The 25,180-nt window shown below is 40.8% G+C and carries 21 protein-coding genes, 1 tRNA gene and 1 riboswitch; of the genes, 21 read left to right on the forward strand and 1 reads right to left on the reverse strand.

The annotated features are described in order from the left end of the window. Positions 1-320 precede the first annotated feature (320 nt). From T501_RS22835 to T501_RS05115, 5 genes are all read left to right on the forward strand, one after another. Entirely contained in the window at positions 321-674 is a 354-nt protein-coding gene (locus T501_RS22835) for a hypothetical protein (protein WP_155994790.1), read from the forward strand. Between the two features lie 562 nt (positions 675-1,236). After that, entirely contained in the window at positions 1,237-1,410 is a 174-nt protein-coding gene (locus T501_RS21230) for a hypothetical protein (RefSeq protein ID WP_155994791.1), read from the forward strand. Further along, complete coding sequence (locus tag T501_RS05105) at positions 1,410-2,441, forward strand: plasmid recombination protein (RefSeq protein WP_044913695.1); 1,032 nt, start codon at positions 1,410-1,412, stop codon at positions 2,439-2,441. Before T501_RS21230 ends, T501_RS05105 begins: the two co-directional genes overlap by 1 nt. After that, positions 2,435-4,135, forward strand: coding sequence for a type IV secretory system conjugative DNA transfer family protein (locus T501_RS05110; RefSeq protein WP_044913696.1), 1,701 nt, complete (start codon positions 2,435-2,437; stop codon positions 4,133-4,135). The genes T501_RS05105 and T501_RS05110 overlap by 7 nt, the downstream gene beginning before the upstream one ends. Next, positions 4,104-5,351, forward strand: a complete 1,248-nt coding sequence (locus tag T501_RS05115) for a tyrosine-type recombinase/integrase (RefSeq protein WP_044913697.1) — start codon at positions 4,104-4,106, stop codon at positions 5,349-5,351. The genes T501_RS05110 and T501_RS05115 overlap by 32 nt, the downstream gene beginning before the upstream one ends. Positions 5,352-5,542: 191 nt before the next feature. On the opposite strand, the gene T501_RS05120 is transcribed toward T501_RS05115, so the two are convergent. Continuing rightward, positions 5,543-5,614, reverse strand: a tRNA-Glu gene (locus tag T501_RS05120). Positions 5,615-5,994: 380 nt separating this feature from the next. Between T501_RS05120 and xylB the strand changes: the two genes are divergently transcribed. From xylB to T501_RS20025, 16 genes are all read left to right on the forward strand, one after another. Next, the gene (gene xylB / locus T501_RS05125; RefSeq protein ID WP_044913698.1) at positions 5,995-7,464 is read left to right on the forward strand and encodes a xylulokinase; all 1,470 of its coding nucleotides are present in this window, start codon (positions 5,995-5,997) and stop codon (positions 7,462-7,464) included. 223 nt (positions 7,465-7,687) lie between these two features. Continuing rightward, positions 7,688-7,780: riboswitch (THF riboswitch) on the forward strand. Positions 7,781-7,846: 66 nt separating this feature from the next. Then, entirely contained in the window at positions 7,847-8,422 is a 576-nt protein-coding gene (locus T501_RS05130) for a folate family ECF transporter S component (protein WP_044913699.1), read from the forward strand. A gap of 128 nt (positions 8,423-8,550) precedes the next feature. Continuing rightward, positions 8,551-9,027, forward strand: a complete 477-nt coding sequence (gene rimP / locus T501_RS05135) for a ribosome maturation factor RimP (RefSeq protein ID WP_442856343.1) — start codon at positions 8,551-8,553, stop codon at positions 9,025-9,027. A 100-nt stretch (positions 9,028-9,127) separates the two neighbouring features. Next, positions 9,128-10,390, forward strand: a complete 1,263-nt coding sequence (gene nusA / locus T501_RS05140) for a transcription termination factor NusA (protein WP_026510795.1) — start codon at positions 9,128-9,130, stop codon at positions 10,388-10,390. Between the two features lie 94 nt (positions 10,391-10,484). Further along, on the forward strand, positions 10,485-10,751 hold the full coding sequence (gene rnpM, locus T501_RS05145) for an RNase P modulator RnpM (protein ID WP_044913700.1): 267 nt from the start codon (positions 10,485-10,487) through the stop codon (positions 10,749-10,751). Next, complete coding sequence (locus tag T501_RS05150; protein ID WP_044913701.1) at positions 10,744-11,085, forward strand: L7Ae/L30e/S12e/Gadd45 family ribosomal protein; 342 nt, start codon at positions 10,744-10,746, stop codon at positions 11,083-11,085. Before rnpM ends, T501_RS05150 begins: the two co-directional genes overlap by 8 nt. Further along, a complete protein-coding gene (infB, locus tag T501_RS05155; protein ID WP_081843046.1) occupies positions 11,072-14,041 on the forward strand; it encodes a translation initiation factor IF-2 in 2,970 nt (989 codons plus the stop codon). The genes T501_RS05150 and infB overlap by 14 nt, the downstream gene beginning before the upstream one ends. A 47-nt stretch (positions 14,042-14,088) precedes the next feature. After that, complete coding sequence (gene rbfA / locus T501_RS05160; protein ID WP_026510799.1) at positions 14,089-14,499, forward strand: 30S ribosome-binding factor RbfA; 411 nt, start codon at positions 14,089-14,091, stop codon at positions 14,497-14,499. An 11-nt stretch (positions 14,500-14,510) separates the two neighbouring features. Further along, positions 14,511-15,470 carry a DHH family phosphoesterase gene (locus T501_RS05165; protein WP_026510800.1) on the forward strand — a complete coding sequence of 320 codons (960 nt, stop codon included), beginning with the start codon at positions 14,511-14,513 and terminating at the stop codon, positions 15,468-15,470. After that, on the forward strand, positions 15,467-16,420 hold the full coding sequence (gene truB, locus T501_RS05170) for a tRNA pseudouridine(55) synthase TruB (protein WP_044913702.1): 954 nt from the start codon (positions 15,467-15,469) through the stop codon (positions 16,418-16,420). Before T501_RS05165 ends, truB begins: the two co-directional genes overlap by 4 nt. 35 nt (positions 16,421-16,455) lie before the next feature. Next, positions 16,456-17,376 (forward strand): bifunctional riboflavin kinase/FAD synthetase, encoded by a 921-nt coding sequence (locus tag T501_RS05175; protein ID WP_026510802.1) that lies wholly within the window; start codon positions 16,456-16,458, stop codon positions 17,374-17,376. A gap of 143 nt (positions 17,377-17,519) precedes the next feature. After that, entirely contained in the window at positions 17,520-17,786 is a 267-nt protein-coding gene (rpsO, locus tag T501_RS05180; protein WP_026510803.1) for a 30S ribosomal protein S15, read from the forward strand. Between the two features lie 239 nt (positions 17,787-18,025). Continuing rightward, positions 18,026-20,113 (forward strand): polyribonucleotide nucleotidyltransferase, encoded by a 2,088-nt coding sequence (locus T501_RS05185; protein ID WP_026510804.1) that lies wholly within the window; start codon positions 18,026-18,028, stop codon positions 20,111-20,113. Positions 20,114-20,252: 139 nt separating this feature from the next. Continuing rightward, positions 20,253-21,407 carry a phosphopentomutase gene (locus T501_RS05190; protein ID WP_044913703.1) on the forward strand — a complete coding sequence of 385 codons (1,155 nt, stop codon included), beginning with the start codon at positions 20,253-20,255 and terminating at the stop codon, positions 21,405-21,407. Between the two features lie 127 nt (positions 21,408-21,534). Further along, positions 21,535-23,136 (forward strand): peptide chain release factor 3, encoded by a 1,602-nt coding sequence (locus T501_RS05195; protein ID WP_044913704.1) that lies wholly within the window; start codon positions 21,535-21,537, stop codon positions 23,134-23,136. Positions 23,137-23,153: 17 nt separating this feature from the next. Further along, positions 23,154-25,088: a transglutaminase domain-containing protein gene (locus T501_RS20025; protein WP_050008150.1), complete on the forward strand. Its 1,935-nt coding sequence runs from the start codon at positions 23,154-23,156 to the stop codon at positions 25,086-25,088. Positions 25,089-25,180 lie beyond the last annotated feature (92 nt).

Raw genomic sequence — 25,180 nt, forward strand, 5'->3', positions numbered from 1 at the left:
CGGATCCGAGAAGCAAAACGAGTTAGTTGGTTTATATGAAAGGACAAGAAAAGATGAATTCAAATACACTTGAAGTAGATTGCAGGGACTTGTATTACGCATACAGAGATGGACGATACAACGAAGCTGAGTTGTTGTTCTATGTTGTTCATGTATTTAAGTCTCATAACTTTTATAGCCGTCAATTAAAATCTTTGATGATCATGATTCAAGATCTGCTCATAACGGCAAGTTGGCGGGATGATCATATATACGACGCGTGGTCACGCCATTCGCGCTTCTCTTTTTTAGGGAAGTATGACGATTCCCCCTTTTGGGCGATGAAAAAAGAGGTAAGTGTTGAAGAGAGCCCAATACTTATAAGCTATCAGCCTGCAGATGTGATTTCCACGATCATAAAGCATTGGGATTCAATGTATGGACATCCCTACTTATATACAATGGTGACACATCTTATTGAGTCTACCGTTGACCTAACACCTCCCACAAGATTTGAAGAGCGAATTAAAAAAATCATATATAAAGCCTCAAAGTTGTACTATGCTCCGATAGAGAAGGAGCAAGAGGACTTAAAGAAGATGGAGGAGGCCAATAGGATAATGACATATGCGTATTCATTGATGGGGCTTGGTGCAAGCAAGGGTAGAGTTCAAAGCCCTGATAAAGGGCTTTGAACTCGAAGGGAGCTGTGCTCCCTTGTGGCTGCAATTACTTTGTTATTGCAACCACGCAAAAGGTAGTTTCAATAGCTCTGTTGAAGAGCTGTTGAAACGAAGGGAAAGCGCAGCTGTCCCTTGCCAAGCAACGCATAAAAGGAACGTTAGTCATAGCGTAAATTGTTGCTTGGCTCGATCCAACTGAAAGTTGGCAAGTTAAGAGAGCGTAGCGAACGGTGGAAGGTTTTTGCGCACAAGCAAGAAAAGCTTCCATAACTTGTATGGGAGTTTGTAGAAATTGAACGCATATTCTATTTGCGTGGCTGCTATTGAAGCATGCGTTGAGCGCGCGAAAATAGCATTTTGAATTATTCATTGGGAACAATCTGGAGTTCCGGAAAACAGAGATTTAAAAAATGTAAATTGTTTATTTTTAGAAATCGATGTTATCAAGGAATGACAGATGTGACCTTTGAATAATTCAAAAGATATGCCACACAAATAGAACAAAGTGAGATTATGAAAAACTTCCATTTAGAAACAGTGAAATTATGAGATTCAGTATAGTGAGGAAACAGTTATGAATGTAACAACATACGTAAAAATGAATAAGGAGCAACTTGCGAAGGAGATTGAAAGGCAAAAGAAGAAAATCAAACTTGCGCAAGAAACCATAAAGCTTCTTGAAAAACTCCAGATTGCAGAAAGCATGAAAATACAAAATGGTTTTTTCAAAAGTGAGGAGGCGAAATAATGCATTACGAAAAGTCGACGCATTCCGCAGCATCAAATGTTTTAAGGCATGTGCATAGGCTGATCCAAAATGATAAGAATAAAGATGTTGATCTTGAAAGAACTAAAACATCTAATCAGTGCCTTACGCCGTATATAGCTGTAGTTAATGGAGAAATAGTTGATATAACAAAGGCAGACATCAAAGATGGGGATATTGTTACATCACTACCAAGAGACAAATACTTCTCTAATAGGAAGCTTATCCAAAAATTGGAGTATCAGCATTACTTGGATAGAAAGAGTGAGCTTTATTGCTATTCTCGAAAGGATCTGAAGACTTTAGTAAATATTGTAATCACTCTTCCTAAAGAGATTACAACACAATCTGATAGGGATGCTTTCTTTTCTGCATGTGGCACATTCTTGTCTAATAGATATGGAAGTAACAACCTGATTTCCATGGTCACAAACGCCGACGAAATGGAAATCGGGCGCGAACATCTGCATTGCAGCTTTATTCCCGCCTGCCCTATAGATAAAGAGAAACTGATGGCAAAGAAGAACCATGTAAAGGCTATGGAACAATACAGTGAACGTATATGTGCTAACTCTGTCATAACTAAGCGCGATATGCAGACTGTGCATAGAGATTTTCAAAAGTATCTGGATGACGCGGACTTGAAATGCAAAGTGGTTAATAAGGCAGAGGGTGACGGAAAACGGATAAATTTATCTGTGGAACAGTTAAAGGAAATTAGCCGAAAAACCGGTATAGTACTTGATAAACCTATTACGCTTGTTGAATTTGCAGAAATGGTGACACGCAATCGTGATATTGAGATAGTTGATTCCAAGATAAAGGAAAGACTCAAGGAGCTTGAGAAAGAAAATCTGTCTTTACACGAAAAAATAAGCTCGTTAGAAAAACATATTGAACGTCAGCAAAACCATTCATGGCAAAGATTGCAAGAACGATCTGGCTCATGGGGACATGAAAGGAACAATGGATGGGAATCATCAAAGGAAAAGGAGTTTGAACAAAGATGGTAACAACTAAGCGAAATAAGCTTATAGAAGGTTTTATATATTACAGGGTAGCTTTTTATATGTTTGCTGCTCTGTTGATCTATGTTGTAAAAGATCGCTTATTTAGAATGAGCTTTTATTACTTGGATCTTAGGCTTATCAGGCCTTTATATGATATATATGAGTACTTTTTCAATTACGGGCTGTTTGCTCTGCTTGGACTGGTATTTATATACACTGTCATGAGCAGACGATATAGGCTATTAACATATGGCAGAAGCTATTTCCGTGATAGCAAGGATTTTCATAAATCATACCGTGAGCTTATAAGGTTTTATACAAAAAGATCTGATATTCACAGGCTTGATACTTCAGACTGCCCGTATATGAGATGGACAGATGCAGAAGGTATAGTCATGGGGCTGGATTCTAACAGAAGATTATTGGCTATAAAGTCAGACTGTGAATCTAATCTTTTGACAGTAGGTCCTCCCGGATCTGGAAAAACTTTTTTTCATGCAATACCTAACTGCATGACCTTCGGAGGATCGGTGATCTGTGTCGACATAAAATGTGCTTGCAGTTCCATTGTTAAGGCACATTCAAACAGAAAGATACTGACTTTCTGTCCTGATTCAGAAGATGCACTTAGAAAAAGTGTCAGATTTGATATATTCAGAGATTACCACAACATGGATTCTACTGATCAGAAGCTCTTTATCGAAAACATCGCGAATATTATGATTCCGTTTGAAGGAGGCGAGTCTGGATCATATTTTACGTCCAGAGCTCGTAAGATATTCAGAGGAGTATGCCATTACTATCTTGATGAAGAAGAACCTAATGCCGATCTTCCGTTCATTATCCATGAAATCCTTCAAAGTAACATATTTAAGGTTGGACAAGCGATTGAAAACAGTAATTGCACTGTTGCAAAGGAACTGGTTCTCTCCTTAAAGGATGGCAACGAAAAGAATATGGGCGGAGCTTATGACACACTTACCACCAGTCTCCTGCCTTATAGCAATGATGTTCTTGATGTGCTTTTATCCAATAAAGACCCTAAGAAGTGCGTCACCATAAAGCATCTGGATGCCGGCTATGATCTGTATCTACAAATCAAGCAGGAGCATATAAATGTATATGCGCCTTTGTTGGCGCTAATTATACAAGAGGGACTTATGAGACCCTTAATGCAGCGCCCTGATGCTTCGACGGGTGCAGAGCTTCGCCCTGTGCTCTTCATACTGGATGAATTTCCAAGGCTCTCAGAAAGTATGCCTTATGACACCATTGATACCCTATTATCAACGCTAAGATCAAAGAAGGTTATTGTGGATATTCTCATCCAGAATATCGGCCAACTGGAGAAAATATATGGACATGAAGGAGCAAGGGCAATTATGGCTAACTGTCATTATCAGATAGTACTAGCTACTAATGATCCTGACAGCGCAAACTACTTTTCGGAACTTTTGGGAAAAAAGTGGGTGCTTAAGCAATCAACTTCTTTATCTACTACAGAATCGAAAAGTAGTACCAGCGGTATATCTGTAATAGAAGAACAGGAAGCGATTTATAGCCCACAGGATATATGTGATCTACCTTCTGAGAATAGTATGCTTGTCTATTTTAAGGGAAAGCATATCAAACTCAAGAAGCTTAAGACGGCAAGGTTTTTAAGATATGAACAACGAAAGCAAAATCGAAGCACCTAATAGTACAGTATTATTGCGGTTTGCACTAGCGAATGGTACGATAGATGTGGACGCTCTTCAAAAGGAGTATATTTTGAAGAGAAAGAATACATATATAAATGACCATAGCAGCAGCCATAAGATATGGCGCGGGAAGGACGGTGCGTACTACACTCTCCTCCCGGACTGCACTAAGAAGAACAACAGGAGGCTTTTAAAAAGAAAAACAGAAGAAGAACTTCACGAAGCTATCTTTGAGCATTATGCAGAAATTGATGGGACACCTACTTTTACAACATGCTTTGAAAACTGGTCTCAGCAAAAGCTCGATATGAATGAGATTTGTAAAGGAACCTATGACAGATACCACTCAGAATTCAAGAGATTCATTGGATGGAACGATATTAAGGATAAAAAGATATGTGACATCACAGAACATGAATTAGAAATATTTGTTCGTACAACCATTGCAAAGCTTAATCTTACAGCTAAAGCTTTCTCCAATATGAGAACTCTCGTTATTGGAGCTTTCAAGTGGGCGAAGAAGTATGGATATACCAACATCAGCATTTCTTCATTCTTTGGGGATCTTGATTTATCCAAAAAGGCATTTAAGAAATCTAATGTCCGCGATAAAACCCAGATATTCGATGAGGATGAAGTACCGCGTATCTTGAGCTATCTTCGTGAGCACCCTACAATAGAAAATCTTGGGATACTTCTTACGTTCCAGACAGGTATCAGGGAAGGCGAATTGTCAGGATTAAAGTTTTCTGACGTATGCAAAGACAAAACTTTGCATATACAGAGGCAGGAAATCAAGTACAAATCACCCAAAACCGGAAAGTGCACGCATGAAATAGTTGAGTATACTAAATCAGATGCAGGTGACCGGTATATTATTCTTACACCCGCTGCACTTGAAACCATTCAGAAGATAAGGATTCTTAATCCTCATAATGAATACATGATGCAGGTCGGAAAACGTAAGGTATGGACAAATACTTTCAATGACAGACTATACAAAGTATGTGATGCTTTGGAAATAGAAAGAAGATCCATGCATAAGATTCGCAAGACTTATGGAACAGCATTACTTGATGCTAATGTTGAGGACTCACTTGTAATGTCACAGATGGGGCATTCAGATATAACCACAACAAGAAAGTATTATTACTATAGCAGAAGAAATGCTGAACATAAGCGCCAGCAGATAATGAATGCCATCCCTTTTTGATAGAAGAGATGGCATTTTTTCTTTAAACATGATTTATCTATCGCGAGAATCCCCTTAAAATAAACATCTTTGAAACCCTTCAGTTTAACTCCGGTTTAACTGGGAAAATTTGAAGATTTTCAGAGAAAATAAAAAACTCCGAAACGCGCTTAGCGTCTGGAGTTTTAGGGTTGGGCTGTTTACACAGTCAGTAGCTCGTAGCGGAATCGAACCGCTGATTCTGCCGTGAGAGGGCAGCGTCTTAGCCGCTTGACCAACGAGCCATGTTTTATTTTTTTATGTCTTTCGTTCGGCGACTTGATTATAGTATTACAAGTCCAAGACTTTTGCAAGTACTTTTTTGAAAAAAATTAAAAAAAATTTTGTTTTTATTTTCAAAAGTGCCAAAAAAGTGCCATTTTAAGCGGCTTTGCACATTATAATTTTTTTGAAAATTCATTATAAATTTTTGAGTTTCTTAGTTTTGTGCCTTAAGGTGCTTTTTAATCAGGCAATAATTAGTGACATTTTAGCAAAATGTGTGATGCAGATAGTGAATAAAACAATTATAATTATTTTGTGTAATTGTGAGTGGATGCAGATGCATTGAATGAACTTTACATTATAGTGATATAAATTGATAAATAATATTGGGAGGTTATATATGCTTTATATAGGTGTGGATTTAGGAACATCATCCGTTAAGCTTGTTCTTATGGATGAGTCAGGTAAGATTCATGGGACAACATCAAGGGAGTATCCCTTATATTTCCCTCAGCCCGGTTGGTCTGAGCAGAAGCCCGAGGATTGGTATAAGGAAGCAATTGAAGGCCTTAAGGAATTATTGAAGGACGTAGATAAGTCACAGGTTGCAGGAATCAGCTTTGGTGGTCAGATGCACGGACTTGTAATCCTTGATGAGAATGATGATGTTATTCGTCCTGCAATCCTTTGGAATGACGGAAGAACTCAGAAGCAGGTTGATTATCTCAACAATGAGATCGGTAAAGAGACACTTTCAAAATACACAGCAAATATTGCTTTTGCAGGATTCACAGCACCCAAGATTCTTTGGGTTAAGGAGAATGAGCCTGAGAACTTTAAGAAGATCAAGAAGATAATGCTTCCTAAGGATTATCTTGCATACAAACTTTCAGGAACCTTCTGCACAGATTACTCAGATGCATCAGGTATGCTTCTTCTTGATGTTAAGAATCGCAAGTGGTCAGATGAGATGTGCAGGATCTGTGATATCACAACAGATATGCTTCCTAAGCTCTTCGAGAGCTATGATAAGGTTGGCACACTTGTACCTTCAGTTGCAGCTGAGCTTGGACTTAGTGAAAATGTGGTTATCGCTGCAGGTGCAGGAGATAACGCTGCAGCAGCAGTAGGAACAGGTACCGTAGGCAATAACAGATGTAACATTTCTCTTGGAACCAGCGGAACAATTTTCATGTCTTCAGACAGCTTTGCTGTAGACAGCAATAATGCGCTTCATTCCTTCGATCATGCAGATGGATATTATCACCTTATGGGATGCATGCTCAGCGCAGCTAGCTGCAATAAGTGGTGGATGGATGGAATTCTGAATACCAAGGATTATGCCGCTGAGCAGAGCCAAATTGAAAAGCTCGGTGAGAATCACGTATTCTTCCTTCCTTACCTTATGGGTGAGAGATCTCCCTGGAATAACCCAAATGCCCGTGCAACATTTACAGGAATTACCATGGATACTACAAGAGCGGATATGTCACAAGCTGTTCTTGAAGGTGTTGCCTTCGCTACAAGAGATATGTATGAAGTAGCTAAGAGCATCGGTGTTAAGCCTGAGAGAACCATGATCTGCGGTGGTGGTGCTAAGAGCCCTCTTTGGAGAAAAATGATTGCGAACATTCTGAATATCGAAGTAGATGTTCCTGTATGTGAAGAGGGTCCCGGAATGGGCGGCGCTATGCTTGCAATGGTAGCTTGCGGAGCATATAAGACAGTTGAGGATGCAGCAGCTGCAATCGTTAAGGTTGATAAGACAGAGAAACCCGATCCTGAACTTGTTGAAAAGTACGAGGCAAGATATCAGCAGTTTAAGAACATTTATCCTGCACTTGCAGATACTTTCGATAAGATTATCTAAAAGAATATTGGATTTTTACTCAAAAAAGTAAAAATGGATTTATTACACCGCAGAATGGATAGTGCAATCCGTTTTGCGGTGTTTTTACTCTGATAGAATTTATATCCGTTGGATTTTTGATACTAAAAAATTCCGGGAACTGAAAAACTATTTATAGTTCCTTTACAACAGTACTTGACGGGGAACATTTTGTTGCTATAATGAATTGGTAACAAATAAATTTAGCAGAGTAGAATTCGATGCGTTAAGTGCCAACCGGACAGGGACTGCCGGAGGACGAAGGGTAACCGCGGTATCGGATTCGGTTCCCACTGTTGCATATCGATTGTGTTGGTCTTTACACCTCCTTGTGCATAATGTGGAATGCGAAGGAGGTTTTTTTATGCAAGAAAATGTAACAGCAAATAATGCCGGAGAGATCAGTGTAAACAGATGGCTAAGGTCACTACAGGAGTTTAAGAACTTAAGGAACATAGTATTCTGTGGGATGATGGCAGCAATAGCTATAATACTTGGTTTTGTAGCAACGATCAGAATAGGACAGTTTATCAGAATCGGTTTTTCAGGACTTCCAAATCAGGTTGTTGACTATCTGTTTGGCCCCGCTGTCGGAGCTATTTTTGGTGCTGCGCTTGATATTATTAAATGGTTTTTACAGCCAACCGGTGATTTCTTCCCAGGATTTACAATAAGTGCTGCCCTTGGCGGAGTTATATATGGATTTGCTTTCTATAAAAAGAATATTTCCATAATACGAGTATTTACAGCCCAGCTTATAGTAAAAATATTTGTGAATATCGGTCTCAATTCATTATGGCTAAAAATACTTTACGATCAGGCAATTCTGGCTCTTTTGCCCGGAAGAATCCTTTCAAATGCGATTATGCTTCCTATAGATACTTTCATTACATTCGTGATGATCAAAGCTGTAGAAAGAACCATAAAGCCCCTGTTCTAAAGATTTAATAATAATTTTAGAAAGATAAAAATGCAGGTGCTTGACGAAATTGGGCGCTGGTGCTATAGTACAGAAGTAACTTAATAATAATCAGACTAGAAGTGGACTTTCGCGAGTCCACTTTATTTATGGAAAAAATTATGTCCAGAAGAGAAGAAATTGAGAACAAAACAGAAGCACTGTTAAAACCTATTGCTGAGCAGAATGAGGTTCGCATCTATGATGTTGAATTTGTTAAGGAAGCCGGTGAGTGGTATCTTAGAGCCTACATTGACAGGGACGGAGGAGTAGATATCAATAAGTGTGTTGATGTGAGCCATGCTCTTTCAGATGCACTTGATGAACACGATTTCATTGAGGAAGCATACACTCTTGAAGTCAGCAGCCCCGGACTTGGCAGACAGCTCAAAAAGGACAGGCATTTTGAAAACAGCCTGGGAATGGATGTTGATGTCAAACTCTATAAGGCAATTGATGGAACCAAGGAGTTTACCGGTAAGCTGAAGTCTTTTGATTCAGAGAATATCACAATCGAGACAGCCGGTGAGGACAAGACATTTATCAGAAAAGAAGTTTCAAGCGTAAAGCTTACATTGGATTTCTAAGTTCAATGTATTAATGAATTCTTGTGGACAATACTATTACCCACGAGAAACCATAAAACAGAAAATTGTAAAATTTTCATAATTCAAGGAGAAAAATACCATGAGTAAAGAATTGATGGACGCACTCGATTTGCTTGAGAAGGAGAAAAATATCAGCAGAGATTCACTGTTTGATGCTATCGAGAATTCTCTCATAACTGCATGCAAAAATAACTTTGGCAGAGCTGAGAATATCCGCGTTGAGGTTGACAGAGACACCTGTGATTTCAGATGCTTTGCAGATAAAGAAGTTGTAGAACTTGAAGATGACGTAATGGATCCCCTTCTTGAGATTTGTCTTGACGATGCGCACAAGATCAATCCCACAGCACAGATTGGTGATATAGTTGCAGTCTCACTTAATTCAAAGGAATTCGGTCGTATTGCGACACAGAATGCTAAAAACGTTATCCTTCAGAAAATCCGTGAAGAGGAGAAGGATGCAATATACAGTGAGTACTATGATCATGAGCATGACATCGTAACAGGTGTGGTTCAGAGATTTATCGGTAAAAATATCAGCATCAACCTTGGTAAGGCAGATGCTATGCTCAATGAGAACGAGCAGGTTAAGACAGAGCATTATCGCCCTACTGAGAGAATAAAGGTTTATATCCTTGAAGTAAGAAATGGCAACAAGGGACCGAGAATCCTTGTTTCACGTACACATCCTGATCTTGTTAAGAGACTTTTCGAGCAGGAAGTTGCTGAGATTCAGGACGGAACAGTTGAAATTAAGAGCATTGCCCGCGAAGCAGGTAATCGTACGAAGATTGCGGTTTATTCCAATAATCCTAATGTAGATGCTGTAGGAGCATGTGTCGGCGTTAACGGAAGCAGAGTTAATCTGATCGTAGATGAGCTTAACGGCGAGAAGATAGATATCGTTAACTGGGATGAGAACCCCGGTAACCTTATTCAGAATGCACTTTCTCCTGCTAAGATCGTTGCAGTATTTGCTGATCCTGATGAAAAGAGTGCAAAGGTTGTAGTTCCTGATTATCAGCTTTCACTTGCCATTGGTAAGGAAGGTCAGAATGCTAGACTTGCTGCACGTCTTACAGGCTACAAGATAGATATCAAGAGTGAGACACAGGCTAAGGATGCTCCCGGATTCCGAATCGAGGATTACATGGATGATGAGGAAGATGAAGAGTACGAGAATGACGCATACGAGAGCGATGAGCTTGATGATGAAGAGTATGCTGATGAGTTCGATTCTGAAGCTGATCCAGAGGAGTCATATGAAGTAGAGGATGATTCTGAGGAAGAAACAGAAGATGAGGAGCTGACCGAAGAAGCAGAAGACTCTGAAGAAGAGTAAATACAGGCCTGCTGCAACTTATATTATAGAGGCTGAAAATTATCATCTCTGAATCGACAAATGAGATGAGTTACAAATTGCAGGATGAGGGTTTATGGAAAAAAAGAAACCTATGCGAAGATGCGTCGGATGCGGAGAGAGCAGAGAGAAATCCATGCTTATCCGTGTGATTCGTGATACTGATGGAGAGATTCATTTAGACTCCACAGGCAGAGCGAATGGCAGAGGCGCCTATGTGTGCAGAGATATTAAATGCCTTGAAAAGGCTATAAAGAAAAAGGGACTTGAAAGGTCACTTAAGGTCAGCGTTCCGGAGGATACTTTGGAGCAGCTTAAAAAGGAGCTTGATGTAAATGGATGATAATAAGATTTACTCATTGCTCGGTTTATGTCAAAAGGCAGGGAAGCTGGTAAGCGGTGAGTTTGCGGTTGAGAATGCCATAAAGAGCGGAAAGGCCTGTATGGTTTTTGTAAGTGTTGACGCTTCGCAAAATACAGGTAAGAAATTCCGGGATAAATGTGAGTATTATAATGTGCCGTTTTTCATGTTTGGGGATAAAGAAAAGTTAGGACATGCAATCGGCAAGGAAGTTCGAACGAGTATTGCGATCACGGACAATGGATTTGCAAAAAGCTTTCAGAAGAACTTACGTGGAGATGAACAGTACGGAGGAAATGCGAATGTCGAAAATTAAAATATCCGAACTCGCTTCGGAACTTGGTGTTGAGAATAAGGAGCTTGTGGCATTCTTGCAGGAGCAGGGTGTTGAAGCTGCTAAGAGATCAACAAGTTCCATCGAAGACGATGATGCGGAGAAGGTAAGAAAACACTTCGGAAGCGGAAAGGCAGATACAAAAACAGTGAAGAATACAGGGGCTTCTACAAAAGAAGAAATCTCAAAAGACGAAAAAGGAAAGTCAGTTGCAATGTCCGATGATAAAAAAGGTGAAAAGAAACCAATGAAAAAGAAACCTGAAGGTGAAGGTGCCGTTAAAAAGAAGAAAAACATAATCTTTGTTACAAACCCTAACAACTCTAAGAGTGGTAATTTCCAGGGTGGAAATAAAGATAATAACCGTGGCGGTCAGAATAAGAATCAAAATCAGAACCGTGATAATAATAACAGAGGTGGACAAAAGCAGGGTACTTTTGCACGTTCACAGAATGTTTACCATCCCATAAAGCCTTTGACAGCTCCTTCACAGCTTGAATCCTATAACACAGAGATTCCGAAATACCAGGAGCCTTCTCAGAAGCGCAAGCCGGAGCCTGCTGCTAAAGCAGAGCCCGTTAAGAAAACTGAGACACCTGCAAACGTTAATACAGGTGCGCCTGCTGCTAAGCCTGAGGTTCAGCATAAGGAAGAGCGTCCTGCAGAAAAGCACGATCGCGTAAATGATAATCGCAGCGAGAACAGAAACGATAATCGCAACGAGAACAGAAATGATAATCGTTCTGAAAACAGAAACGATAATCGTAATGAGAATCGCGGCGATAACAGAAGAAATGATAACAGAGAACAGGGCGGACAGCTCAGAAAAGGTTCTCAGAATGACAGAGCAAGAGCAGGTCAGGGAAATGTTCGCCAGGGAATGGGTGGATCAAAGCCAGGACAGGGTGCTCAGGGCAGACCTAATATGGATCGTCCTTCAGGAAAAGGCAAAGATTTTTCAAGAGGAAAAGACAAGCCGGGATTTGATGCTGCACCTATAAATGAGGGTAAGAGCGAAGGAAAGAGACGCTCAGGTCAGGACAAGGATAAGAAGTCCAAGAAGGATCATATTTACGAAGAGAATGAAGAGATGATGCCCAGAAGTAAGAGGGTAGGCCGCTTCATTAAGCCTGAGGTCAAGAAGGTCGAGGAACCCGAGGAGCAGATCAAGGTTATAACAATTCCTGACAAGCTCACTATCAAAGAGCTTGCAGATAAGATGAAGCTTCAGCCTTCAGCTATTATCAAAAAGCTGTTTATGGCTGGACAGATTGTTACAGTGAACTCAGAGCTTTCATATGAGGAAGCTGAGAACATCGCAATCGAATACGACATCATATGTGAGAAGGAAGTTCAGGTTGATGTAATCGAGGAACTTCTTAAGGAGGAAGAGGAAGATGAGAGCCTTCTTACTCCCAGACCTCCGGTTGTCTGCGTAATGGGACACGTTGATCATGGTAAGACATCGCTTCTTGATGCAATTCGTGACACCAGCGTGACAGACAAGGAAGCAGGCGGTATTACCCAGAGAATTGGTGCATATCAGATCAAGGTTAATGACAGAAAGATCACATTCCTTGATACACCCGGACATGAAGCATTCACAGCAATGCGTATGCGTGGTGCTAACTCAACTGATATCGCTGTACTGGTAGTAGCAGCTGATGACGGTGTTATGCCTCAGACAATAGAAGCTATCAACCATGCTAAGGCAGCAGGTGTTGAGATTATTGTTGCTGTAAACAAAATTGATAAACCCAGTGCAAATGTAGACAGAGTTAAGCAGGAGATGACAGAGTATGGCCTTATCGCTACAGATTGGGGCGGAACAACCGAATTCGTTCCTGTTTCTGCTAAGACCGGAGAGGGTATGGATGTACTTCTTGATACAATCCTTATTACAGCAGATATTCTTGAGCTCAAGGCAAATGCCAATCGTGAAGCAAGAGGTCTCGTACTTGAGGCTAAGCTTGATAAGGGCCGTGGCCCTGTTGCCAACGTACTTGTTCAGAAGGGTACACTTCATGTAGGTGACTTTATATCAGCAGGCGCTTGCTCAGGTAAAGTACGTGCGATGATAGATGATAAGGGTAAGAGACTTAAAGAAGCCCGTCCTTCACAGCCTGTAGAGATCCTTGGACTTTCAGATGTTCCTGGAGCAGGTGAGGTATTCCTTGGTCACCAGAGTGATAAGGAAGCTAAGCAGTATGCTAATACATACCTTCAGCAGCAGAAGAAAGACCTCATTGAGGAGACTAAGGCAAAGATGTCTCTTGATGAACTTTACTCCAAGATTGAAGAAGGAAAGCTTAAAGAACTTGATCTTATTATCAAAGCTGATGTTCAGGGTAGCGTAGAGGCACTTAAGTCCAGCCTTCTTAAGCTTTCTAACGATGAGGTTGTTGTTAAGGTCATCCATGGTGGTGTTGGTGCCATCACTGAGTCTGACGTATCTCTTGCAGCAGCTTCAAATGCGATCATCATCGGATTTGATGTTCGTCCTGATGCGGTAGCAAAGAGCACAGCTGAGCATGAAGGTGTAGAGATTAAGCTTTATAAGGTTATTTACCAGGCAATTGAGGATGTTGAATATGCCATGAAGGGTATGCTTGCTCCTGTATATGAGGAGAAGGTAATCGGACATGCTGAGATCCGTCAGCTGTTCAAGGCATCCAAGGTAGGTAATATTGCAGGTGCGATCGTTACTGATGGTATGATCCAGAAGGATTGCAAGGTTCGTATCAGCAGAGGTGATGAGCAGATCTTCGAAGGCGATCTCGCATCACTTAAGCGCTTCAAGGATGATGTTAAGGAAGTTAAGGATGGCTATGAGTGTGGTCTTGTATTTGAAGGATTCGATTCAATCCAGGTAGGTGATACAGTAGAAGCTTACATTATGGTTGAGATTCCTCGTGAGAAGCTTGACAACAAGAAATAATCATGGCGTGATTAACTGCCTGTAAGTCAGTTAAGGAGCATAAATATATGAGAAAAAACAGTATTAAAAATATCCGTATTAACGGTGAAGTACAAAAAGTTATATCAGAAGCAATAAGATTCAGTAAGGATCCCAGGATCAGCCCCATGACATCCGTTATGGATGTTGAGGTGGCTCCTGACCTTAAGACCTGTAAAGTGTGGGTATCTGTTATGGGTAATGATGAAGACAGATTACGCACACAGGAGGGACTTAAGTCAGCTGCAGGATATATACGAAGCACAGTAGCCAAAGAGCTGAACATGCGCAACACACCTGAGCTCAGATTTATCATGGATGATTCCATTGAATATGCTATCAATATGTCCAAGAAGATTGATGAGGTAGCAGCAAAGGATGCAGCAGCGAAGGCAGCCAGAGGCGAAACAGACGAAGATACAGACACTTTAGATAATTAGCAGGAGTATAAATGAGAATAGATGAACTTGTAAAAGATGCAAAAACGGTTGGAATCAGTGGACATGTCCGTCCTGATGGCGATTGTATAGGATCTAATATTGCATTGTATCTCTATTTAAAAAAGAATTACCCTCAGATAAGGGTAGACGTATTTCTTGAAAAGATACCTCAGAGTTATAGAATTGTTCAGGAAATAGATGCGGTAAATTCAGAATTTAAGACAGATGTAGACAGTTATGACGTGTTCTTTTCACTTGATTGTGGAAAAGAGAGACTTGGTGATGCAGAGAAATTCTTTGATGCAGCTAAAAAGAAAGTAAACATAGACCATCATGTGAGCAATGAAGGAACAGGAGATGAAAATTATATTGTTCCTAAAGCAAGCTCTGCATCTGAGCTTGTTTACAATTGCCTTGACCAAGAGAAAATCGATGCTGATATAGCAAAGATGCTATATATGGGAATGGTGACTGATACAGGTGTATTTAAGTATTCCAATACATCACCTGAGACTATGAGAATAGCAGCTGACCTTATCAGCTATGGGTTTGATTTTGGAGAGCTTATAGACCACGTTTTCTATGAAAAGACTTATGTTCAGAACCAGATATTGGGAAGAGCACTTCTTGAGAGTATGATTTTCATGGATGGTGAATGCATAGTAAGCGTAGTATCAAGGCAGACAATGGATTTCTATATGGCAGAATCCAGTGACCTTGAAGGAATTGTAAGTCAGCTGCTTCTTACATCAGGTACGGAATGTGCTATTTTTATGTATGAGATCGGAAGCCTGGAATACAAGGTGAGCCTTAGGTCAAAAGGTAAGGTGGACGTAGCAAAGATAGCAGAGATATTCGGTGGCGGTGGCCATGCCAGAGCTGCCGGATGCACCATGAACGGTACGCAGCATGATATAATCAATAGCCTTTCAGGATATATTGAAAGGTCATTAAAGGGAGTATTTTCTTGAATTATAACGGACTGATCAATGTTTACAAGGAGGCAGGCTATACATCAAGTGATGTGGTAGCACGTCTCCGTGGTATTTTAAAAATGAAAAAGATCGGACACACAGGGACTCTGGATCCGGATGCGGTCGGAGTCCTTGTTGTTTGTCTGGGAAACGGAACCAAGCTATGCGATATGCTCACAGATCATGACAAGGAGTATATTGCGGTATGCAGACTCGGAGTTACTACAGATACTCAGGACATGTCCGGAAGAATACTGTCAGAGAATGAAGTGAATGTAAGCAGTAAACAACTTCATGATGCGGTGAAAAAGTTTGTGGGCGAATATGATCAGATTCCTCCTATGTATTCTGCCATTAAGATCGGCGGAAAAAAGCTCTATGAGCTTGCAAGACAGGGGAAGGAAGTAGAGCGAAAGCCCAGAAGGATAAGAATTGAAGCTATAACGATTCTTGATGAATCTCATCTTGAGGATGAGCATATCTTCACTATGGAAGTTAAGTGCTCAAAGGGGACTTATATCAGAACTCTATGTAATGATATAGGTGAAGCTCTTGGCTGCGGTGCTTCAATGGAGCATCTCACAAGAACAGCAGTTGGAAGCTTCCATCTCGAAACTGCCCATACCCTCGATCAGATTGAACAACTCAGAGATGAGGGCAGGGTTGAAGAGATTGTGGCATCAACAGAGAGCCTTTTCAGAGATCTTGATTATTGCATCATCAAGGATGATTTTAGGAAAATGCTTGAAAATGGAAACAGTTTCAAGGTAGAAAATATAAAGAATGAAGCTCCGGAAGATGAACAGGACTTCGTTGAGCCTGAAAAACTCTATTCTGATGGAACCAGAGTAAGAGCATACTCAGAGGACGGAACGTTTTTTGGTATTTATAAATGCGATGAGAGAACAGGGCAGTTCAGGGTGGAGAAGTTTTTCTATACACCCTGAGACGGGATTGGTTCTGGGTGCAGAACGGAGGGAAAATGCGGATTATATCCGGAGAGAAACAATTTAATATAGAGGATAAGACCGCAATTGCAATAGGTAAATTTGATGGCGTGCATCTTGGCCATCAAAAGCTGCTTAAGCATATCCTTGATAAAAAAGAGCAGGGTATGAAGGCAACTATTTTCACCTTTGACCCGCCTCCAGCGGTTTTATTTACACAAAAGATGCAGCCGCAGCTTCTCACAAAGGATGAAAAGCGGCGTAAATTTGAAGAAATGGGCGTTGATATACTTGTTGAGTTTCCTATGGATATGGAGACGGCTCATACAGCACCAGAGGATTTTGTAAGGAAAATCCTTCATGATCAGATGAATGCTGCATATATTGCAGCAGGGGATGATCTTTCCTATGGATATAAAGGCAAAGGTGATTTTGCTTTGCTTAACAGGTTGTCACAGGAACTTTCATACAGAACCCATGCAATCAAGAAATTGCAGATGTTTGGAAGAAATGTAAGCTCCAGTTTCATCAAGGAAGAAATAAAAGAGGCTGAAATGGAAAGAGCCGCGGAACTTCTTGGCGAATACTATTATGTCGGAGGTTTTGTGGAGCACGGGAAAAGACTTGGAAGAACCCTGGGATTCCCTACGGTTAATCTTCTCCCGCCTGATGAAAAGTGCCTTCCACCTTATGGCGTTTACTTTTCGGAAGTCAGGATTGATAACAAATCATATCACGGAATGACAAACATAGGCCTAAGACCTACGGTATCGAATAATGGTCAGGTAAGCGTTGAAACTTTTATCTATGATTTCAATGAAGATATTTATGGTAAATATCTTGAGATAGCTCTTATGACTTTCCACAGAAAAGAGCAGAAGTTCACGGATGTGGATAAGCTTCAAAAACAGCTTGAGCTTGATCTGGATGCCGGAAGAAACTTTTTTGCTTTTTGAGCAGACTTTACAAGCTCTGCAGTCTATGTTAAAATCAATAGGCTTCTCATGTGAGAAGCACACATAGTTATTACCGATACTCGGATGATGGTACTCCAGCCGCTTCCTGGTATACGGCACATTGAAATAAAGGAGAATGAAACATGATTACAAAGGAAAAGAAAACAGAAGTCATCAATCAGTACGCTAGAAAAGCTGGCGACACAGGTTCACCGGAGGTTCAGGTAGCTATCCTTACTACTCGTATCAAGGAGCTCAACGAGCATCTCAACACACATCCGAAGGATCACCACTCAAGAAGAGGACTTCTTAAGATGGTAGGTAGAAGACGTGCTCTTCTTTCATACCTCAAGAAGAAGGACCTTGAGAAGTATCGTAAGCTTATCGCTGATCTTGGACTCAGAAAGTAATTTCCGATGGGAGAATAGGGCGGGGATGCCGATTAGAAATAGTCGGCTTATTCCGCCTTGTTTTTATTTCATAGGAAAATTTTTTCTGTGAAATAAATCTGTTCTGTAATGGATGCACCGGTGTGCCCTGGAATTATTCATGGCATCATGTACCGGTGCGCAAGGAATCATAGAATGATTCTTTGTTCTATCATGGATATAAAGAATGCGCCCGAGGATGGCGCGAGAAGGAGACGAATATGAAAACATTTTCAACAGAACTTGCCGGACGTACACTTACGGTTGAGGTTGGCAAGGTAGGAAAACAGGCTAACGGCTGTGCATTTATGAAGTATGGAGATACTACTGTTCTCTGTACAGCAACAGCTTCTGACAAGCCAAGGGATGGAATAGATTTCTTTCCGTTAAGCGTAGAGTATAGTGAGAAATTCTATTCTATTGGTAAATTCCCAGGAGGATTTAATAAGCGTGAAGGTAAGCCTTCTGAGAATGCAATTCTCACAAGCCGTGTTATTGACAGACCTATGCGTCCTCTTTTTCCTAAGGATTACCGTAATGACGTAACAATCGAGACCATGGTAATGTCTGTAGATACTCAGTGCCGCCCTGAGCTTCTTGCTATGATTGGCGCATCTGTTTCAGTATCAATTTCTGATATACCTTTTGATGGTCCCTGTGCCATGACTCAGATTGGAATGATTGATGGCGAGTTTGTTGTTAACCCTTCACAGGAGCAGTGGGATAAGGGCGATATGCGTCTTACTGTTGCTTCAGTTGGACAGAAGGTTATCATGATCGAGGCCGGATGTAATGAGATTCCTGAAGAGAAGATGAAGGAAGCTATCTATCTTGCTCATGATGTTAACCTGAAACTGATTGAGTTTATTAAGGGGATTGTTGCTGAGGTTGGTAAGCCGAAGCACTCATATGACAGCTGTGCTGTTCCTCAGGAACTCTTTGATGCTATTAAGGAAGTTGTTCCTCAGGAAGAGATGGAAAATGCTGTATTTACAGATGAGAAGCAGAAGAGAGAAGCTAACATTGCAGAGATCACAGAGCGTCTGACAGAGAAATTTGCAGACAACGAAGAGTGGCTTGCAATTCTTGGCGAAGCTATTTATCAGTATGAGAAGAAGACAGTACGTAAGATGATCCTTAAGGATCATAAGCGTCCTGATGGAAGAGCAATTGACGAAATCCGTCCTCTTTCAGCAGAGATTGATCTCATTCCTCGTGTTCACGGAAGTGCTATGTTCACTCGTGGACAGACACAGATTTGTGATGTAACCACACTTGCTCCTCTTTCAGAGATGCAGAAGGTTGAAGGTCTTGATCCTTATGTTACAGGTAAGAGATACATTCATCAGTACAACTTCCCTGCATATTCTGTAGGTGAGACAAAGGTTTCAAGAGGACCCGGACGTCGTGAAATCGGTCACGGTGCTCTTGCTGAGAGAGCTCTTATGCCTGTTCTTCCTTCAGAGGAGGAATTCCCTTATGCAATTCGTTGCGTATCCGAGACATTTGAGAGTAACGGTTCAACATCAATGGCTTCTACCTGCGCTTCATGTATGTCACTTATGGCAGCAGGTGTTCCGATTAAAAAGATGGTTGCAGGTATCAGCTGCGGCCTTGTAACAGGCGATACAGATGATGATTTCGTAGTACTTACAGATATCCAGGGTCTTGAGGATTTCTTCGGAGACATGGACTTCAAGGTAACAGGTACTAAGGAAGGTATCACAGCAATCCAGATGGATATTAAGATTCATGGTCTTACAAAGCCCATCGTAGAGCAGGCAATTTCTCAGTGCCGTGCTGCTCGTCTCTTCATTATGGATGAGTGCATGAGCAAAGCTATCGCTGAGCCTCGTAAGGAAGTTAGCAAGTATGCTCCCAAGATCATTTCTATCGAAATCGATCCTGATAAGATTGGTGATGTAGTTGGTCAGAGAGGTAAGACTATCAACGAGATCATCGACCGTACAGGTGTTAAGATCGATATCACAGATGATGGTAAAGTAAGCATCTGCGGTGAAGACCTTGAGAAGATGCAGAAAGCTATCGATATGATCAACATCATCACAACAGATTTTGAGAAGGGCCAGATCTTCACAGGAACTGTTGTAAGCATCAAGGAATTCGGTGCTTTTGTAGAATTTGCTCCCGGAAAAGAGGGAATGGTTCACATTTCTAAGATTGCTAATGAGCGTATCGATCATGTTGAGGATGTTCTTACTCTTGGTGATGAAGTTAAGGTTGTTTGTCTTGGCAAGGATCGCATGGGACGTATCTCATTCTCAATGAAGGACGTAGCTCAGAAATAATACTGTGAGCACGGCGATAAGTGAACAGCGACAGATTACCTGAAATGGTAATATGGTCTTTAAAATGATAAAATAAGGGGGATACGAGGCTTCTCGTATCCCTTGTTTTTCTATAATATCTGACTAAAAGGAGGCTAATATGGGAAGAATATTTCTTATTGTTCTGGACAGCTTTGGCGTAGGTGAAGAGCCTGACGCAGCTGAATATGGTGATTTTGATGTAAATACCATAAGATCATGTGCTACAAGTAAGTATTTTGATATGCCTAATATGGGAGCAATGGGACTTTTCAATATAGATGGTGTTGATTGCAGACCTGCAGTAGAGAATCCTACAGCTGCTTATGCAAGATGCCAGGAGGCAAGTAAGGATAAGGATACAACTACAGGACACTGGGAGATTGCAGGTGTGATATCACCTAAGCCTATGCCGAAATTTCCGGATGGATTTCCCCAGGAATTTCTTGATGAATTCAGTAAGCGCGTTGGAAGAGGCGTGATCTGCAACAAGCCTTACTCAGGAACACAGGTCATAAATGATTATGGTGATGAGCATGTTAAAACAGGTGATCTTATTGTCTACACATCAGCAGACAGTGTATTCCAGATTGCTGCTCATGAGGAAGTAGTACCTCTTGAGACCCTTTATGAGTATTGCCATATAGCAAGAGAGATGCTCACCGGAGATCTAGGAGTTGGCCGTGTAATTGCAAGACCGTTTGTCGGAACAAGTGGTAATTATACAAGAACACCCCACAGACATGACTATTCACTTGAACCGCCCAAGACTACAATGCTTGATCAGCTTAAGGCAGCAGGCAAGGATGTTCTTGGAGTTGGTAAGATACGTGATATATTTGAAGGCAAAGGTCTTACAGAATTTGTATTCTCAGAGAGCAATGCTGATGGAATCGAAAAGACGCTGGCTTATATGGACAGAGATTTCGATGGACTCTGCTTTGTAAATCTTGTTGATTTTGATATGCTCTATGGCCACAGAAGAGACATCGATGGCTATGCAAAGGCTCTTAATTATTTTGACAGCAAGCTTCCTGAGATGGTGGCAAAGCTCCATGATGATGATATTATCATGATGACTGCAGATCACGGATGTGATCCTGCATATCAGAAGACCACAGACCATACAAGAGAGTACATTCCTTTTATTATGTATGGTAAAAATGTAACTCCTAAGAATCATGGTACAAGAAGTACATTTGCTGATATCGGTGCAACAGTACTTGATTATTTTGGTATCAAGCCTGAATTCGAAGGAACATCAATGCTTCATTAAGATAAAATTCTACATTTTATTGACTTTGAACGCACTCTTTCATAAAATAGGAAGAGTGCGTTTTTGCAGAGCACAATTTTAAACCGGTAATATACAAAAGGTTTTCATATATTTAGAAAGGTCAAAAATGAGTAACAACCATACTACAGAAGAGATTAATAAGAGACGAACTTTTGCGATTATATCACACCCTGATGCAGGTAAGACCACACTTACAGAGAAATTCCTTCTCTATGGTGGAGCAATAAATCTTGCAGGTTCAGTCAAGGGTAAGGCGACAGCCAGACATGCGGTTTCTGACTGGATGGAAATTGAGAAACAGCGTGGTATTTCAGTCACATCTTCTGTTCTTCAGTTCAACTTTGAAGACTGCTGCATTAATATTCTTGACACTCCCGGACACCAGGATTTCTCAGAGGATACCTATAGAACACTTATGGCGGCAGATTCAGCAGTCATGGTAATAGACGCAAGTAAGGGTGTTGAGCCGCAGACAAAGAAGCTTTTCAAGGTCTGCACCATGAGACATATTCCGATTTTTACTTTCATTAATAAGCTCGACAGAGATGCAATGGATACCTATGAGCTTCTTGACGATATCGAGGACCATCTCGGAATTGCCACATGCCCTATGAATCTTCCTATTGGTTCCGGTAAAAACTTTAAGGGAATCTATGACAGAAGAGAGAAGCATGTAGTTACTTTCCAGGATACAATGAAGGGAACTAAGGAAGGTACTGAGACTATCATTCCCATGGATGACAGAGATCAACTTGTAAGCACAATAGGCGAGGAAGCTCTTGAGAATCTTGAGGGCGAAATTGAGCTTATGGATGGAGCCGGTGCAGAGTTTAATCTTGATGAAGTAAGGGCAGGTAAGCTTACTCCAGTATTCTTCGGATCAGCTCTTCAGAACTTTGGTGTTGAATTGTTCCTTCATAACTTCCTTCAGATGGCTACTCCTCCGAGCGGAAGAACAGATGCAGAAGGTACTGTAATTGATCCCAAGGACCACGAATTTACAGCATTTGTCTTTAAGATTCAGGCTAATATGAATAAGGCACACAGAGACAGAGTTGCCTTCATGAGAATCTGTTCAGGAAGATATGACGCTGATAAGGAAGTTAAGCACGTTCAGTCCGGAAAAGTTTTCAGACTTTCACAGCCTCAGCAGCTTATGGCTGATGAACGTAAGATATTAAGCGAAGCTTACGCAGGTGATATAATGGGTGTGTTTGATCCCGGTATCTTCTCAATCGGTGATACTGTATGCATGCCTAAGGATACAGTTAAGTACGAAGGAATACCTACCTTTGCGCCTGAGCATTTTGCAAGGGTTCGCCAGGTTGACACCATGAAGCGTAAGCAGTTTGTCAAAGGTATTGAACAGATTGCACAGGAAGGTGCGATACAGATTTTCCAGGAATTTAATATGGGAATGGAGGAAATCATCGTAGGAGTTGTCGGTGTCCTCCAGTTTGACGTTTTAAAATTCAGACTTGAGAATGAATATAATGTCGAAATCATTCTGGATATGTTACCATATGAGTATATACGTTGGGTAGACAATGATGATGTAGACATGAATTCACTTGTAGGAACTTCAGACATGAAGAAGATAAAGGATATGAACGGAAGACCGCTTCTTATCTTCATCAATGAATGGAGTCCTCAGATGGTTCTGGACAGAAACAAGGGACTGTCACTTAGTGAATTTAAGAAAAACTAGAGAGTAGAATTTAGAGTATGAAAAAAGGCGGATGTTTTGAAAACTTAATAGGGAAAGCATCTGTCTTTTTTGCATTTTTATGCATCGGGACACTGATGACAGGCTGCCAGAAAGTTACTGATTCCATAAGCAGTTATTTACAGGAAAACAGTTTTCAGAAAACAGAACTGACAGAAGAAGATGCATCAGGCGAAGACAGTGCTTTGGGGGAAGGCTTCGATTTTGAAGGATTCTCAGATACTGTAAAAGAGACAGATGCCAGAATTAAAGGGATTTCAGATTCTGAAAGTGAGAATGGCAGCAACCTTTCTGAAAGTGAGGATGAAAGTAACCTTTCCGGAAGTGATGAAGCAGATGGCATCGATGTAAAAAATGAAAATAACGCTGATCATGATACGGCAGAATCAAGTATCGGTAGCCGAGATAGCGCAGACTATGATGATGACGGGGCAGATGCTGATGGCATAGATAGTCTGACTTTTGGTGCAGATAAAAATAGTGCAGATAAAAAAGATACTACTGATAAAAACACAGCAGCCGCAAAAGATACTCAAGAAAAAAACAATGGAAGGGAAAAAGGCACTACAGAAAGAAATAATTCCGGAAGAAAAGCGACGGACAGTAGTGATACCGAAAATACAGAAACTGGTAGTAGTGACATCAGAAATAAAGAGGCTGGAAGCAGGGATGACTCTGATATAAATGAGCAGGATGCATCAGGCTCATCATCCACCTTTGATCCGGTTAAGGTTAATAAGGCAATTGATGATCTTATATCAAAGATTGAAAAAGAGACAGGCAGAGCCGGCAGAAGAAGGACTGTAGAAGAAACTGAAGAGACGGAAGAACAGGAGGGCAGGCAGTACTTTAGCGATACCTACCAGGAAGCGCAGAGAGCATCTCTTGGACTCTCGGTTGTAGATATTGAAGACCTTAAGAAAAGCCAGGCAGGGAATTACGCTTTCGAACATCTTACGGACGAAGGGAAGACCGTATATGTTGAGCTTTTGCAGATAATCAGACATAAGGCATCTGATGTAGTGGTGTCTACTCTTGATGAGGATGTACTGGATGTGGTGTGCCAGTTTGTTCAGGCAGATCACCCGGAATTGTTTTATATTGACGGATATACCTATACCCGCTACACCATTGGCGGAGTTCTTAAAAGAATCTCTTTTTCCGGAAAATATTTATATGATGCTGATGAAATTGCAGAGCGTCAGGCAAAGATAGATGCTTATGTTGATGAATGCCTTTCAGGGATACCCAGAGATGCTGATACTTTTGCCAAGGTAAAATATGTGTATGACTACCTTATCACCAATACAGAATATGACGCAGATGCTCCGGATAATCAGAATATTTGTTCTGTATTTATCTATGGCAGATCGGTATGTCAGGGATATGCTGAGGCTACGCAGTATCTTCTAAATAAACTTGGGATTCCTGCTACTGTTGTTACAGGTAAAGTAAATGGTGTTGGACACACCTGGAACCTTGTAAGAGTTGATGGTGAGTACACTTATGTAGATACTACCTGGGGTGATTCTTCATACCAGATGAGCGAAGCTGCTGAAGGTGATAGTCAGAAACTTCCGTTTATCAATTATACTTATCTGTGCTGCACCACTCAGGATATTGAAAAGACACATGTAATTGCAGAGACACTTCCTGTGCCTGAATGTACATCAATGAAAAATAACTACTATGTCAGGGAAGGGGAGTACTTTACTGAGTGTGATATGGATGCCCTTGCAGCTCTGTTCAGAAAAAGATATGCGGACGGAAGCAATAATGTAACTATAAAGTGTAGTACCAAGGCTATTTATGATGAGTTTAATGATGTCCTTTTTGATGGTAAAAAAGTATTCAGTCTGATGGAAGGCACAAATACTACAGTTTCTTATTCACGCTTTGAAAAGCAATACATACTTGTAATTTGGCTATATTGAGGAATTACAAGTATTCAAACAAACGATATTACGTTGAAACATATCATTACCAATGATAAAATATTTTTAGTTTCTAAATTATAAGGAGGTAA

The sequence above is a fragment of the Butyrivibrio sp. WCE2006 genome, assembly GCF_000701985.1.
Classification (GTDB): Bacteria; Bacillota; Clostridia; order Lachnospirales; family Lachnospiraceae; genus Butyrivibrio.

What these genes read in the sequence shown, in the direction of transcription:
- T501_RS05195 (WP_044913704.1), top strand. Translation starts at nt 21,535, where the DNA reads ATGAGTAACAACCATACTACAGAAGAGATTAATAAGAGACGAACTTTT.
- nusA (WP_026510795.1), top strand. Translation starts at nt 9,128, where the DNA reads ATGAGTAAAGAATTGATGGACGCACTCGATTTGCTTGAGAAGGAGAAA.
- T501_RS22835 (WP_155994790.1), top strand. Translation starts at nt 321, where the DNA reads ATGAAAAAAGAGGTAAGTGTTGAAGAGAGCCCAATACTTATAAGCTAT.
- T501_RS05115 (WP_044913697.1), top strand. Translation starts at nt 4,104, where the DNA reads ATGAACAACGAAAGCAAAATCGAAGCACCTAATAGTACAGTATTATTG.
- T501_RS05105 (WP_044913695.1), top strand. Translation starts at nt 1,410, where the DNA reads ATGCATTACGAAAAGTCGACGCATTCCGCAGCATCAAATGTTTTAAGG.
- xylB (WP_044913698.1), top strand. Translation starts at nt 5,995, where the DNA reads ATGCTTTATATAGGTGTGGATTTAGGAACATCATCCGTTAAGCTTGTT.
- T501_RS05165 (WP_026510800.1), top strand. Translation starts at nt 14,511, where the DNA reads ATGAGAATAGATGAACTTGTAAAAGATGCAAAAACGGTTGGAATCAGT.
- infB (WP_081843046.1), top strand. Translation starts at nt 11,072, where the DNA reads ATGTCGAAAATTAAAATATCCGAACTCGCTTCGGAACTTGGTGTTGAG.
- T501_RS05130 (WP_044913699.1), top strand. Translation starts at nt 7,847, where the DNA reads ATGCAAGAAAATGTAACAGCAAATAATGCCGGAGAGATCAGTGTAAAC.
- T501_RS05150 (WP_044913701.1), top strand. Translation starts at nt 10,744, where the DNA reads ATGGATGATAATAAGATTTACTCATTGCTCGGTTTATGTCAAAAGGCA.
- T501_RS05175 (WP_026510802.1), top strand. Translation starts at nt 16,456, where the DNA reads ATGCGGATTATATCCGGAGAGAAACAATTTAATATAGAGGATAAGACC.
- T501_RS05190 (WP_044913703.1), top strand. Translation starts at nt 20,253, where the DNA reads ATGGGAAGAATATTTCTTATTGTTCTGGACAGCTTTGGCGTAGGTGAA.
- T501_RS21230 (WP_155994791.1), top strand. Translation starts at nt 1,237, where the DNA reads ATGAATGTAACAACATACGTAAAAATGAATAAGGAGCAACTTGCGAAG.
- T501_RS05110 (WP_044913696.1), top strand. Translation starts at nt 2,435, where the DNA reads ATGGTAACAACTAAGCGAAATAAGCTTATAGAAGGTTTTATATATTAC.
- T501_RS20025 (WP_050008150.1), top strand. Translation starts at nt 23,154, where the DNA reads ATGAAAAAAGGCGGATGTTTTGAAAACTTAATAGGGAAAGCATCTGTC.
- T501_RS05185 (WP_026510804.1), top strand. Translation starts at nt 18,026, where the DNA reads ATGAAAACATTTTCAACAGAACTTGCCGGACGTACACTTACGGTTGAG.
- rbfA (WP_026510799.1), top strand. Translation starts at nt 14,089, where the DNA reads ATGAGAAAAAACAGTATTAAAAATATCCGTATTAACGGTGAAGTACAA.
- rnpM (WP_044913700.1), top strand. Translation starts at nt 10,485, where the DNA reads ATGGAAAAAAAGAAACCTATGCGAAGATGCGTCGGATGCGGAGAGAGC.
- rpsO (WP_026510803.1), top strand. Translation starts at nt 17,520, where the DNA reads ATGATTACAAAGGAAAAGAAAACAGAAGTCATCAATCAGTACGCTAGA.
- rimP (WP_442856343.1), top strand. Translation starts at nt 8,551, where the DNA reads ATGGAAAAAATTATGTCCAGAAGAGAAGAAATTGAGAACAAAACAGAA.